The organism is Pyxidicoccus trucidator, assembly GCF_010894435.1.
GTDB classification, from domain to species: domain Bacteria; phylum Myxococcota; class Myxococcia; order Myxococcales; family Myxococcaceae; genus Myxococcus; species Myxococcus trucidator.
Genome location: NZ_JAAIXZ010000009.1, coordinates 167,342 through 180,313, shown reverse-complemented (window position 1 = coordinate 180,313; position 12,972 = coordinate 167,342). Strand labels below are relative to the sequence as shown.

At 67.5% G+C, this 12,972-nt stretch carries 10 protein-coding genes; 5 read left to right on the top strand and 5 right to left on the bottom strand.

The window, feature by feature from the left end:
• Positions 1 to 14 precede the first annotated feature (14 nt).
• Together G4D85_RS25245 and G4D85_RS25240 are read right to left on the bottom strand one after the other, a co-directional pair.
• The gene (locus tag G4D85_RS25245; RefSeq protein ID WP_164016405.1) at positions 15 to 896 is read right to left on the bottom strand and encodes a cyclase family protein; all 882 of its coding nucleotides are present in this window, start codon (positions 894 to 896) and stop codon (positions 15 to 17) included.
• A 60-nt stretch (positions 897 to 956) separates the two neighbouring features.
• A complete protein-coding gene (locus tag G4D85_RS25240; protein ID WP_164016404.1) occupies positions 957 to 1,976 on the bottom strand; it encodes an alpha/beta hydrolase family protein in 1,020 nt (339 codons plus the stop codon).
• A 286-nt stretch (positions 1,977 to 2,262) separates the two neighbouring features.
• Between G4D85_RS25240 and G4D85_RS25235 the strand changes: the two genes are divergently transcribed.
• The 4 genes from G4D85_RS25235 to G4D85_RS25220 all read left to right on the top strand — a co-directional run bounded on the left by G4D85_RS25235 (position 2,263) and on the right by G4D85_RS25220 (position 5,958).
• The gene (locus tag G4D85_RS25235) at positions 2,263 to 4,353 is read left to right on the top strand and encodes an AMP-binding protein (RefSeq protein WP_164016402.1); all 2,091 of its coding nucleotides are present in this window, start codon (positions 2,263 to 2,265) and stop codon (positions 4,351 to 4,353) included.
• A 2-nt stretch (positions 4,354 to 4,355) separates the two neighbouring features.
• Positions 4,356 to 4,658, top strand: a complete 303-nt coding sequence (locus tag G4D85_RS25230; RefSeq protein ID WP_164016400.1) for a muconolactone Delta-isomerase family protein — start codon at positions 4,356 to 4,358, stop codon at positions 4,656 to 4,658.
• Positions 4,659 to 4,677: 19 nt separating this feature from the next.
• Complete coding sequence (locus G4D85_RS25225; protein ID WP_164016398.1) at positions 4,678 to 5,436, top strand: muconolactone Delta-isomerase family protein; 759 nt, start codon at positions 4,678 to 4,680, stop codon at positions 5,434 to 5,436.
• Positions 5,437 to 5,583: 147 nt separating this feature from the next.
• The gene (locus G4D85_RS25220; protein WP_164016396.1) at positions 5,584 to 5,958 is read left to right on the top strand and encodes a hypothetical protein; all 375 of its coding nucleotides are present in this window, start codon (positions 5,584 to 5,586) and stop codon (positions 5,956 to 5,958) included.
• Here the strand turns inward: G4D85_RS25220 and G4D85_RS25215 are convergent.
• Entirely contained in the window at positions 5,939 to 6,304 is a 366-nt protein-coding gene (locus tag G4D85_RS25215) for a hypothetical protein (RefSeq protein ID WP_164016394.1), read from the bottom strand. The two genes, G4D85_RS25220 and G4D85_RS25215, sit on opposite strands and share 20 nt — an antisense overlap.
• A gap of 418 nt (positions 6,305 to 6,722) precedes the next feature.
• Between G4D85_RS25215 and G4D85_RS25210 the strand changes: the two genes are divergently transcribed.
• A complete protein-coding gene (locus tag G4D85_RS25210; protein WP_164016392.1) occupies positions 6,723 to 10,295 on the top strand; it encodes an NACHT domain-containing protein in 3,573 nt (1,190 codons plus the stop codon).
• Between the two features lie 21 nt (positions 10,296 to 10,316).
• Here G4D85_RS25210 and G4D85_RS25205 read toward each other — a convergent pair whose 3' ends face one another.
• A complete protein-coding gene (locus G4D85_RS25205; protein ID WP_164016389.1) occupies positions 10,317 to 11,450 on the bottom strand; it encodes a hypothetical protein in 1,134 nt (377 codons plus the stop codon).
• A gap of 182 nt (positions 11,451 to 11,632) precedes the next feature.
• A partial coding sequence (locus G4D85_RS48940; protein ID WP_205525693.1) for a hypothetical protein occupies positions 11,633 to 12,972 on the bottom strand: 1,340 nt, incomplete at its 5' end.

Sequence of the window (12,972 nt, the reverse complement as noted above, 5' to 3'; positions counted from 1 at the left end):
CCTGGTGAGAGGGTTCAGACGAGGGCCACCACCCGGCACCAGGCGGCATCCGCCCGGGCGAGCTTGATGGGGAAGCAGGACACCTTGAAGCCGTAGGGCCGTTCGAGCTTGTCGAGGTTCGCGAGCCGCTCGAGCTGGCAGTACTCGCTCTCGCGGCCGAAGAGGTGCGCGGGCCAGAGCGCGCTCGGCTTCCCCGTGCGCAGGTAGTCCTCCAGCATTTGATGGAAGGGCGCATCGAAGCCGAAGCTGTCGATGCCGATGACGCGGATGCCCTGCTCGACCAGCCACCGCGTCGCCGCTTCGGTGACGCCGCGGAAGCCAGAGAAGTAGCCCGGCTTTCCCACGTGGGTGTCCCCACCGGTACGCAGCAGCACCACGTCCAGCGGCTTGAGCGTGTAGCCGATGCGCCCGAGCGCCGCGAGGACCTCGTCCCGCGTGACGGGGCCCGCTCCGGCGGGGCCCCGCACGTCCAGCACCACGCCATCCCGGAAGCACCACTCCAGGGGAACCTCGCAGATGGTGCGGGCCCGGCGGCCCTTCGCATCCACGTCGCCGTAGTGGAAGGGCGCATCCATATGAGTGCCCGTGTGCGTCGTCAGCGTGTAGCGCATGAGCGACAGGCCCTTGCCGTCCGGGAAGTCGCGATGGTCCACGCCGAGGCCGAGCTTGTGCTTGAGCCATTCGCTCACCCTGGCGCGAAGTGAGTCGCGGCCCCGGGAGTGGATCAGCGCGCTGCCCAGCAGGTCTGCCCCGCGCCGGTGGTCGATGTACTCGCACCGGATGACGTCGGGCTCCCAGTGGTTCGCGTCCACCGGGACGCTCAGGTCCACGAGCTGGAGGGCTGGGACGCTCTCGTCCACGAACTGGAGGGCTTGCTGTGTGGTGTTGGCTTGCATGGGGTGACTTTCGGAAGAGACAGTGGGCTGGGATTCAGGATGTGACGCGGCCCGGGGCGCTCAGGCGTCCGCGCGCGAGAGGGCCTGGGCCATCCAGGGGCCGAGGCTCGCGAACGCGAGCTGCTCGAGCGGAAGGCACATGAAGTCCCTGTCACCGCGGGCCCATTCGAGGAGCTGGATGCAGGAGGCGAGGGGCCACGCGGAGTCCTCGGGGTCCTGGATGACGAGGAGGGGCACCTTCAGCCTCGGAGTCCCTCTCAGGCTCAGCTCCTCCCGGGCGAGCCGCGCCATGGCGGTGTCGGAGCGCTGGCAGTAGGCGTACTTGAATTCCTCGCGCGCCAGCTCGGGCAGCCTCGCGTAGTGGTCGTGGTCATGCCCGCCCGAGATGCTGACGCAGGCCTGGAGCCGCTGGGGCAGGAGCGCCGCCGCCCGGGCCGCCAGGTAGCCGCCGTGGCCGAGGCCGCAGATACCGAGCCGCTCCGTGTCTACCTGCGAGAGCCGGCAGACGCTGTCCAGCACCGCGGCGACGACCTGCTCGAACGGCACCGGGAGTCGATGGAGCCCCGCCAGCTCTCCCTGGCCCGGTCCGTCGAAGAGCAGCACGGAGACGCCGTGCGAGAGGAACTCCCGCGCAAGGGCATACAGCTCAATCTCCTTGGCCGTGCCCAGGTCATTCACCAGGAGGACGCAGGGCGTGCGCTCCACGGAGCTCGCCGCCAGCAGGTACGCGGGCAGTGAGAAGTCCTGATAGGGGATTCTCAGCGAGCGGACCTCCCAGGGAAGCAGTGGGCTGGCGGACTCGAAGAGCCGCGTCACCCGCCGCCGGGTCATGAACTTCGCCTCGGGGTTGTCGAAGTAGAGCAGTTGCGCGAAGTGGTGGCAGGCCGCGGACCGCAGGAGCATCCGCCGGCGGGTATCGCGCGCGCGCGTGCCGCCCGCCTTCATGGCGAGCTCTTCGGCGGTGTGCCCGAGCGTGGTCCAGAGCTCGTGCCACAGGGCCTGCTCATCCAGGAGCGGCGCATCCTTGAAAGCCCCCAGGCAGGGGCGGATGTCTTCCCACTCCAGTCCTCCCAGTCGCATGCGATTGAAGAGGGGAGTGGATGGTTCGTGGACTGGCGCGAGCCGCCAGGGCCTCGCTGCTCCCGGCGCGGACGACGCTGATGGGTGAAAGGGCGGTTGGTTCGTCATGTTCATCCTCGGCTGATGTCCCGTTCGGTCTTCACCTCAGATGGAAGGAATGAATTGCTTCTGTGATGGAAGAAGCTCGCGCGCGAGCGCGGGTCACAACGCGGCGGCCCTTCACTCCAATCTCTTGGCAGGGCGAGCCAGCAGGCCGCGCCCCAACGATTGGAGAGAGGCAGCCCACATGTCCGACACCGCGTCCTTCCGCCTGGAGCACTCCACCTGGATTCGCCAGGAGCCCGCCCAGGTCTTCGAGCTGCTCGTCTCGGTAGACCGCTGGCCGGAGATCTTCCCGAGCTGCGTGGCCGCCTCCGTCCTCGAACAGGGCGAGGGCTCGATGCGTATCGAGCTCACGGCGCACATCGGCGGTGGAACTCACACCGCGCGCTCACGGCGTGTGCTGTCTCCATCCGGCTACCGGATCGACTTCGAGCAGGAGTCCCCCCTGCCACCGCTGACGGCCGTGAGCGGCGCCTGGGAGGTAGTGCCCGAGCCCGGCTTCGGCTGCCGGGTCGTGCTCACCCGCGACTGCACTGTGAGCGCCGGCTCGGACCGCTTTGCGAGCGCGCAAGAGGCCGAGCAGTGGCTCCGAAAGGTGCTCGACGCGAGCAGCCGGGAGGAGCTGCGGGCGCTCAAGGCGGCCAGCGAGGGGGGACGTCGCCCCATCAGTGAGCTGCTGACGCTGACGCGCACACGGTTCAGCCCTCCACCCATCCGCTATGACGGGTTGCTGCGGGCCACGGCCCGGCGCAGCCCGCATCGGGACGCCATCCTCCACGACGGCATCTCCGTGACGTTCAGCGCGCTGGATGCGCTGACGGATGCGGTCGCCCGGGTGCTGCACGAGGAGCTGGGGGTGCGGCCAGGCGAGGTCGTCGCCCTCACGGCCTGCCTCCGGCCGGAGGCGCTCGTCACCTTCCTCGCCATCTCGCGCATTGGCGCGGTGGTCACCCCCATCAACCCCCTCTATGGACCGCGAGAGATTGAGCATCAGCTCCGCGACACGGAGGCCGTCGCCGCGGTGCTCTCGGGCGCCATGTACCCGCTCGTGGCGGGCCTGCGCGAGCGGCTCCCCCGGCTGCGGCGGCAGGTGGGCTTCGGGGGGGCTGCCTCCGGCGACAGCTCCCTGCTCGAGCTGGCGGCCCGCCAGTCTCCCGAGTCCTTCCCGGAGGTGGAGGTCTCCCCGGACGCCGTCCTGTCCATCCCGTACTCCAGCGGCACGTCAGGGCTTCCCAAGGGCGTGATGCTGAGCCACCGCAACCTGGTGAGCAACGCGCTCCAGTTCGTCAGCGCCCACCACGTGTCCGAGGCCGACGTGCTGCTGAACGGGCTCCCGGTGCTGCTCAGCATGCACCTGGGTGCCAGCATGGCCTCCGGTGCGACCCAGGTGCTGCTGGACCGCTGGGACCCTCGCCGCCTGCTGCACCTGGCCCGTGAGCACGAGGCCACCCAGCTCTACACCGTGACGCCGATGGTCGCCGCGCTGAGCGCGCTGGAGGACCTGGAGTCCCTGCGTGCGCCCCGGCTGCGGTTCATCAGCAGCGGCGCCTCCAGCCTGGATGTCCGGGTGGCCCGGCAGGCGAGCCGCCGGCTCGGCCTCCCCGTGCTGCAGGGGTTCGGGCTGACCGAGGCCTCGCCCCTCACCCATGCGACGCCGGTGTTTCCGGGCTACCAGGGCCCCCCGGGCGCCTGCGGGCTTCCCGTGGCGGACACCGAGCAGCGCATCGTCGACACCCTCACCGGCGAGCACGAGGTGCCGCCCGGCACCGTGGGCCAGCTCTGCATCCGCGGGCCCCAGGTGATGCGGGGCTACTGGAAGGGCGAGGAGGAGACGCGCCGGGCGCTGCGCGACGGCTGGCTCTACACGGGGGACCTGGTGTTCGTCGATGACGAGGGCTTCCTGCACTACGTCGACCGGCTCAAGGATGTCATCAAGCACGAGGGGCACAGCATTGCTCCCGCCGAGCTCGAGGCTGCCCTCAAGGAGCACCCCGCCGTGAAGGACTGCCTCGTGGTGGGGGTGGACGTGGGCCACGACGAGCAACTTCCGTATGCGTTCGTCGTGCCGCGGCCCTCCGCCCCGGAGCCCGCGCGGGTCCTCGCGGAGGTCAATCCCAGACTGGCTGGCTACAAGCGCATCGCGCACATCGAGTTCATCAACACCATTCCCAGGAGCGGAGCCGGAAAGCTGTTGCGGCGCGTGCTCCGGGAGCGGGCCCAGCAGAACGCTGGGCTCCAGGAGCGGGCTGCCCCGCCGTCACCCCCAGGAGTGTGAGCATGTTGATTGCCTGCATCACCCGAGAAGACACGCGCCATCTGCTCCCGCAGCAGGTGGAGGAACTCAGAGAACGCGAGCAGCAGTACTACCTGGGCCTGAAGGCCGAGGGGAAGTTGCACTCCTACTTCGTCCAGAGAGGGGGCGGGGGAAACGTCCTCATCTTCGACGTCGAGTCGCCGGAGGAACTGCACCGCTTCCTCATGCTCGGCCCCCTGGCGCTGTACCAGAAGACCCAGGTCTTTCCGCTGCTCGCCCTCAAGAGCCTGGGGAGCCTGACCCGGGCGATGGCGGACAACGCATAACCCGAACCGGAGGAATCCCATGCTGTTCGCAGTCCTGACCGAGGCCGCTCCGCGCGACCTCTCGATTGCCACTTATCTGGAGACCGTCGATCGCGGGCACCGCTACCTCCAGGAGCTGTCCGAATCCGGCCGCCTCAAGCATGCCTTCGTGCGAGCCGGCATGGCCGCGGGAATCTGGCTCATCGAGGCCGACTCTCCCGAGGAGCTGGACGCGCTCATCCAGCGCAACCCCACGGCCCCCTACGCGTATTACCAGAAGATCGCGCTGGCCACCCCGGGGAGCCTCTGCTTCTCGGAGACGATGACCATCCAGGCTCCCGCCGAGTTCGTTTATGGCCTGCTATGGGAGGTGGAGCGCTGGCCGACCGTCCTGCCACACGTGCGGCGGGTGACGCTGCGGGAGCAGACCCCCAGCTACCAGGACTTCGAGCTGGAGGCGGAGGGCCCCTCGGGAACGCGCGTGTGTCGCGCCGTCCGCCGGGGGGATGAGAGCCGACGCATCGACTACGAGCAGGTGCACTCGCTCCCGCTCTTCCGCTCGCACCAGGGCGCCTGGCGGCTCGACTCCGAGGGCGACGCGGTGGTGGTGACGGCGGAGCACACCCTGGAGATGGAGCCCGACCCGGTCGAGCCTCCCCCGGGAAGGGCCTCCATCCGACGCGAGGCCCATCTCCTGGCGCGGCACCTGCTGGGCCAGGAGACCCGCTCCACCCTGCGGGCGGTGAAGGAGCTGGCCGAGCGGCAGCAGTCGCTCGTGTGGATGGGTGACTCGGCCTGAGCCGCTCCGCGCGGGGGGGGACGACCGGGCGAGCTCGCCCCGCGACGGCAGGAGACACAACGGACGTACGAATCGGCGCTCCAACCACGGCACCTGAGTGGACGGGTGGACGCTGACAATCCTTCAAGTGAGCAAAGGGGAACGACGATGGATGTGGGACTGGCGACGATGTTGGGGGCAGGCGGGTTCTGGACGGCATCCGGTGCTGTCTTCGCCCACCAGATGCGCAATGGCCGCTTCGACATGGCCAAGAAGGTCCACCAGGACATGGACCCCACGGCCTCGGACCAACGGTGGTGGATCAAGATTGGCGCGGTGACCGCGGTGGGCGCGCTCTGGCTGACGGGAGGGATTGGCTACCTGCTCGACAGGGCCTGGGGCCTGCCCCTGGTGAAGGTGGCCCTGGTGTCCTTCCTGGTGGAACAGCTCATCACGCCTGTCCTGGGTCCGAGGCACTGGAAGGCCTATACCGGGGTTGTGCTCGGCGTGGCGCTGCCGCTGCTCATCTGGACCCGCTTGTAGCCCGAGCGCTGGTCGGAATGACTTTCATCTGCGCCAGCAGATCGGCAGGGGCATTGGCCAGAGTGAGACTTCCGGGACCGGTGACGATGTGGAGAGGCTCAGTGGTGGTGGGGCTCCTGTAGATGATCATCGTGGTGTTGGCCGCCACGGTGATGTCGAGAACCTCAATCGGCTCGGAGGAACTACAATGGCAGCACACCTGACGAGCGCCAGGGTCGCTATCTTTCGAGTCGTATGGAGCGAAGACGCGGACATGCACCGCAGGTTGATTCCTGGCCCAGAACTCCACAGAGCTCTCGGTTGAGTGGATGCCTTCCCTGCCGGGCAACTCTTGGGGCTTCTCCATCAGTGCTCCTCCAGGCCAGGTAACGGATGGGCCAACGCGCCCTTCCGAGGCTTCCTTGCGGCCCTGCGTCATCTCAGGCACTGCCACACGAAGTTTTACAACCACACGCCATTCGGCAAGACCCCGGAGGTGGGGCCAGGATGCCGGGGAGGTGTCTGTCCATGAACAATGATTGGGAGTGGCTTGGATGGGGAAGCGGGGATGCAGATGCTTCCTGCTCATGGGGGCATACCGCGCTGGGCACGGCTCACAGGTACGAGAGCTTCTCTGCCTGTTGATGGCGGCGGGCTTGATGCTGTGCGGGCAGACTCCGGCCCGTGCGGAGAATCAGGTGCGGGGCCCTTCCTTCTGGCCGGTTCCCGTGGCGGCCACCCAGGCGAGCCTCGTCCCTTTCGGTGATGGGGAGCGTGCTTGGGTCGTGAGCGAAGGTGGCATCTCCGTGGTGGATCTCGAGGGAACTCGCGCCTATGAGCGGAACCCCTGGCGGCCCTCCGGAGAGTTGATCCAGACGGAGCACCCGGGACGGGCGTGGGTCATCTCCGCCGAGCAGGAGCCGCGCTACAACGGGGCTCGGGTCTACCTGGTGGACGCCACTCCCGGAGGACCTGCCGGACGCATCGTGCTCGAGGCCGACCGGATCGTTCATATCCGGGAGCAGGTCTTCCTCTCTCCCTACGATGTCCATCCCCGACACGTGCTCGAGGAGGACCTGGAGCCGCATGCGGACCTCTGGGTCGTTTTCAGCCGTGGGGGCTCGGATTTCCTCGCGCTGCTCGATGCGGATGGGGAGGTCAGGACTGTCTCCTCGCTCAAGGCGCTGGGTCTTGAAGGCGGCGCGAACATGGCGGCGTGGCAGGTGATACCGGTGGGCAAGGGACCGGGGGCCTGGTTCAAGACGGACCGGCAACTCTTCTTTGTCGATGCAGGAGCCAGGCTTCCAGGCTCGGGGGTGTTGCTAACGGCGGAGGAGAACATCTGGGTCGTCCCCGAGCGCTCCGGAACGCGGGCATGGGTGATGGCGGAGGTGAGTTCCCCGGCTCCCTCCGTGCCAGTCGCACGGCGGCTCTTCTCTGTCGACCTGGAGGCACCTGCCAAAGCCCGCTCCTCCCTGCTGCTGGATGGGATGGGGATCAGGCAGGTCGTCGCGCAGGACGACGGGACGCGTGTGTGGGTAGCGGGAGCCCTGAAGCCTTCCGCCGGCTGGGAGGGCGGACTCTATCTGGTGGACCTCCAGGGACGGTCCATGTTGGCAAAGGTACCGCTCTTCAAGGGCCAGAAGGTCCTCGTGTCCAGGACTCCTTCCGGTCGCGTCTGGGCATTGACCCACTCGGGCGACGCCTATCTGTTGGACGAGAGTGGGAGGATTCTCGCCAGCGGGCCGAAGCTGCTCCCTCGGGTCGACTCGGATGCGGTGGAAGCGCTCTCCACCATTCCCACAGCTTCCGACGACCTCCTCCTCTGGGGAAACAGTGTCATCCACCTGCGAGCCGACCATGGCTCGGTCAGGGCGAGCCCCTTGCTCGATGGCGCGGACGTCAGCTCGTTGAATGTGGACCCCGTGGGCGAGGGCGTGTGGCTTCAATCCTCACGCGATGGCTCATTGTATTTCATCTCCCTGTCGGACGAGGCCTATCTCGAAGAGCACTTCGTGCTGGCAACCGCGGACATGGCGTATGTCCTGCCTTCAGCGAAGAAGGGACATGGCTGGATCAAGGCGACTCCCGCCAGCTTCGCCTATGTCCCCCTGCAGCAAGTAGGAGCCGTCCTGGAGCTCGAGCGGGGCACCTTGGAGGTCGAGAACGGCCAAGACGTCCGCGTCCAGGGAAGACTCGAAGTCCGGGCCTCGCTCCACGGGACAGAGGTGGACAGTCTCGACCTGGACTGGCCGGGCCGGACCTACGCGGCCGAGGTCGGGGGCGCCCTGGAGATTCTCATCCTGGATCCCGCCCGTCCAGACGAGCCGGTGGCCTCGGCCATCCGGAGCTATTCCCCAGGCGCGCCGCAGCCCCGATTCAACTGGGCGCTGGGCGAGCTTTCGCTGGGGAAGCGCCGCTACACGGTCATCTTCAAGTACCAGGACGAGATCGGAACCCGCACCGAGCTGGTCGTGAAGGACGTTCCCTTCCTGGCGCCGCTCAGCGAGCAGATCTGGTTCCGAACGGCAGTGGCCTGCCTCGTGGCGACGCTGTTCTTCGTTGTGCCCCTACTGGTGCTGCCGCGCACGCGCCTCGTCCGTCGCTGGCTGCCCTTCATGAGCTGGAGCGTTCAGGTCCTCGTGGGCAGCGGGTTCGTTTTCGCCAACGTGGCCCGTCAAGCGAGAATCCATTTCCCTGCCTTCGTGGGAGTGCTCTTCGTGGAGATGCTCCTCTGCCTGATATTGGGAGCCGTCTCACCACAGGTGTTCTACCTGCTGTCCTCCGCCAAGCCATTTCAGTGGCTGGTCCCGCTGGCGCTCGAACTGCCAGCCACGCGCCGGCGCATCTTCGCGGACTACGTCGCTTATGTGCGGCGCAAGCTCGAGGCCTTGCGGCGTCAAGCCAACGACGAGCATTTCGTTTCGCTCCCGGTGGATTTTCGCGAGGGCCGGATACACTCCCTCTCCAGCGAAGGTTCGAAGCCGACGGCCTTGCCTGAGGAATCCCTTCTGCCGCCGGAGGAGCGGCTCGTCCGCTTCCTTTCGCATCCCGATGACGGACAGCGAGGCAACGCCCTCATTGAGTCTACGGGCGGCCGAGGGAAGAGCGCGCTCCTGCGTGAGGTGGTACGCCTGATGCTGATAGGCTTTGAGAAGGAGCCCTCGCGACCTCTTCCGGTGCTGTGTGATGCCCGGCTTGCCTCCCTGGGAGACGCCGCCCTATGGCCATGGGAGTCCGGCCCGCTAACGCCCGACATCATAGAGGTGCTGCTTCTCCGGGGCGACTGTGTCCTGTGCGTGGATGGCCTCACGGAGTCGGCGCTCAGCCCCGAGGCGGTCCAGGAATTCATCGAGGGTCGATACGGGAGCGTGGTGCGGCTCCTGCTCACCTCCCGTCCCCACCCCGGGTTCCGGCAGGCGGTCGAATGCTCGGAGCGGTGGCTCATCGCCGAGCCGCAGCGTCTGGATGAGCAGGCGCTTGACCGTTTCATCCGGGCCTACGCTCCTGGAGCGACTCACGCGCTCAGCGAAGGCACCCGGCAGGCGTGCCGGGGGCCGGACGGGACCTACCTGAATATCCTGGTCAGGCTGGCGATTCTGCTCGGCGAGGTGGCGGGAACGAGCATTGCCGCGCTCTACGAGCAGTCCTTCCGGCACCTGCTCGGGCGGCAGGGGACAGGACCGCACGAGGACGATACGGAGCTACTGACCTGGGCTGGAGAGCTCTGCCTTCAGACCTATTGGGTTCAGGGCCTCCACACCTTGCGCTATCGCAATGCGCCGGCTCGGGAGCGGATGGGGATGCTGCTGCAGGCGGGAGTCCTGGTACCGGACGACCCAAGCGTCCGGCCCGGCCAGGAACCCAGCCAGGTGCGGTTCTTCCACGATTCGATGCTGAGCTTCCTCACAGCTCGCGGCCTCTTCATGCAGGAGCACGCCAGCCCGACGTGGGGCGTTTTCTGGCGGGCCGCGGGAGAGCCTCTCTTTGCCAACACCTGGTCCGATCTCGTCTCCGGTGCCGGCTCGGAGTTGTTCCAGATGTGCGTGCAGGTCTTCGGTCCCGAGGAGAGACTGCGGCGAGAGCTGCGGCGACAACTCCTGGAGTGGGCAAGCCTCTACGACGACGACCTCAAGAAGCGCGACATCGTCAGTGCCGTGCCGCAGAGACTGCAGCCCAGCCTCCAGGCGAGGCTCCCCTCCACCGTCACGCTCGCGCCCGGGAGGGTCCTCCAGGTCGCCATCGAAGTGTGTGAGGAGGAGCTCCGCGACTTGAGCCACCTCTACATGCGCATGGCCAGCCTCCTCTGGCCGCTGAGGCAACCGGAGGAGGAAGGGGACACGGTCGCTTCGCAGTGAGCCGTGCGGGTGTACCGGCCTTCAGTTTCCCAAAGGGAAGGAGAGGACGGTGCCGGCGTCATGGAAGATTGGCGGGGGCGAGGAGCCGCCGTCCGTGCCTCCATCCAGGCCTCCTGGGCCTCCGGGGGACGGAGGGGTGCTGCCTCCGTCGGTGCCCGCGTCCATGGCGGGGGGCGGTGGCGCATCGGTCCAGTAGTAGCCGGGCGTGACTCCGCCGCAGGTGATAGCTCGGGCTCGCGGCTGGCGGCCCCAATCCGTGTAGGTGATGGGGTCGTTCGTGCACGTGTTGGCCGGCACTCCGCCAGCGACAAGGTCCGCCGCGGCCTCCGCACGGAGTGCCTCGTCACCGCACAGCTCTGGTGCCGTGCTCACACCATCCACCTTCTCGGCGACGGGCTGCGAGATGGCATACGCGGCCTGCCCCGAAGGCAGCATGTCCGCGGGAACCACCAGGGTTTGAGCGCAGTTGGATGGGCCCAGCACCGGCGTCGGGATCACATCGCCCGAGTTCGGACGGAATCTCGACAGCTGCACCTGCGTCGTCTTGCAGGGCATGGATACCTTCAGCACCCAGAGGCCACGGGCCGCGTCGTACGCGCAGGTGGCGGTATTCGGCTGGGCCTTCGTGGCATCCGGAGCCACCGACACGGTGTAGAGGCACAGCCCCTCTTCCTCCTTGATGCCACCTATCATGTTCGTCCCGCAGGGGTGCAGCGCCGCCGAGCAGGCCGCTGCGCCACGCTGCAAGCGGACCCGGACTTCTTCATCGGAGGTGGAGGCTGCTCGCGCGTTGATGGTGGCGAGATATGAGTCGTGCGTGCAGCAGCTCAGGAGCTTCGCGGAAGCCGCTTCGCGTTCGGCATAACTGGGAGAGCCGAGTCCAGGGAGCAGCTCGGAGACCGCGCAGCCCTCCGGCAGCATCTGACAGGGGCACAGGTAGACGTCGCCCACCGCCTGGCACTCGGCATTCGCCGAAGCTCTGCACGCGCCGTTGCCGACGCAGTTCGACTGCATCGTCTGCCAGTAGGGCGTTCCCGGTATTCCCTGGAGCATGCAGTGGTCGATTGGAACGGTGACGGCCACCCGCTCCAGCTCCGCCTGGGAAGCGCCGAGCTCCGGCTCGGGCTCGACAGACTCGATACAGCCTGAGGACACGACCCCGGAAGCCAGCAGGAGCGCGACGAAGGCCCACGCCGCTCCCTGGTGTGAAATACGCCCAAGGCCGCAAGCAAGCATGTCGGACCCGCTCTCTTTGTAGAGTCGCATCCTCCGGATTCAATCAGTCCGCACCTCGGAATGTCGAATCACCCGACGGGATTCGAACCACTCGGACGAGCTCAGGGGGAGGGGCCGCTCCCTGAGCAGACGGGGTTGACGAAGCCGCTCAGGTTGTAGTTGCCGCCGGGTACATTCGGGCAGCTGGAGTCGGCGCTCAAGTCCCCGTGCAAGGTGAAGGACGTTGCCTGGTAGCAGCCGTGGAAGGAACTCACTTCCTGCCCCGTCAGCTGCTTCACCTGCGCCAGCAAGTCTGGAGTCTCGCAGCCGCTGTGCGGGTCATCATCCGGGTATTCGTACCCGCATCCCGCGAAGAAGCCCCTCGTCTCGGTATCGAGCACCTTCACCTCCACCCCGGGAGGTGCTTCCACGCTCTGGGCGTCGTATCCCAGTACGAGGATGTACTGGAGGTCGGCACCGGGCACGGCGCTGACCTTCCAATGCACCGACTCATAAGAGGAGAGCACGAGCACCTGCGAGCCCGTCCGCTCCACGTGCACCGTGGCCTCGCCCGTGGACGTGTGGTCCCCACTCGCCTCGTACACCCCGAAGGCGTGCACCTCCGGATTGCCGCACGTCTGGCCGCCGTCGCCCCCATTGGTCGAGCAGACGGGGTCGACGAAGCCGCTCAGGTTGTAGTTGCCGCCGGGTGCACTCGGGCAGCTGGAGTCGGCGCTCAAGTCCCCGCGCAGGGTGAAGGACGTTGCCTGGTAGCAGCCGTGGAAGGAGCTCACGTCCTGCCCCGTCAGCTGCTTCACCTGCGCCAGCAAGTCCGGAGTCTCGCAGCCGCTGTGCGGGTCGTCGTCCGGGTACTCGTACCCGCATTCCGGGATGAAGCCCCTCGTCTCGGTGTCGAGCACCTTCACCTCCACCCCGGGAGGTGCATCCACGCTTTGGGCGTCGTACCCCAGCACGAGGATGTACTGGAGGTCGGCACCGGGCACGGCGCTGACCTTCCAATGCACCGACTCATAAGAGGAGAGCACGAGCACCTGCGAGCCTGTCCGCTCCACGTGGACGGTGGCCTCGCCCGTGGACGTGTGGTCCCCACTCGCTTCGTACACCCCGAAGACGTGCACCTCCGGATTGCCGCACGTCTGGCCGCCGTCGTTGCCCTGGCCGCCGTCGCTGCCCTGGCCGCCGTCGTTGCCCTGGCCGCCGTCGTTGCCCTGGCCGCCGTCGTTGCCCTGGCCGCCGTCGCCCCCATTGGTCGAGCAGACGGGGCTGACGAAGCCGCTCAGGTTGTAGTTGCCGCCGGGTGCATTCGGGCAGCTGGAGTCGGCGCTCAAGTCCCCGCGCAGGGTGAAGGACGTTGCCTGGTAGCAGCCGTGGAAGGAGCTCACGTCCTGCCCCGTCAGCTGCTTCACCTGCGCCAGCAAGTCCGGAGTCTCGCAGCCGCTGT

Excerpts from the sequence above, each read along its gene's own strand:
- G4D85_RS25245 (WP_164016405.1), bottom strand. The coding sequence starts at position 896 with ATGCAAGCCAACACCACACAGCAAGCCCTCCAGTTCGTGGACGAGAGC.
- G4D85_RS25215 (WP_164016394.1), bottom strand. The coding sequence starts at position 6,304 with ATGGAGAAGCCCCAAGAGTTGCCCGGCAGGGAAGGCATCCACTCAACC.
- G4D85_RS25235 (WP_164016402.1), top strand. The coding sequence starts at position 2,263 with ATGTCCGACACCGCGTCCTTCCGCCTGGAGCACTCCACCTGGATTCGC.
- G4D85_RS25240 (WP_164016404.1), bottom strand. The coding sequence starts at position 1,976 with ATGCGACTGGGAGGACTGGAGTGGGAAGACATCCGCCCCTGCCTGGGG.
- G4D85_RS25230 (WP_164016400.1), top strand. The coding sequence starts at position 4,356 with ATGTTGATTGCCTGCATCACCCGAGAAGACACGCGCCATCTGCTCCCG.
- G4D85_RS25225 (WP_164016398.1), top strand. The coding sequence starts at position 4,678 with ATGCTGTTCGCAGTCCTGACCGAGGCCGCTCCGCGCGACCTCTCGATT.
- G4D85_RS25220 (WP_164016396.1), top strand. The coding sequence starts at position 5,584 with ATGGATGTGGGACTGGCGACGATGTTGGGGGCAGGCGGGTTCTGGACG.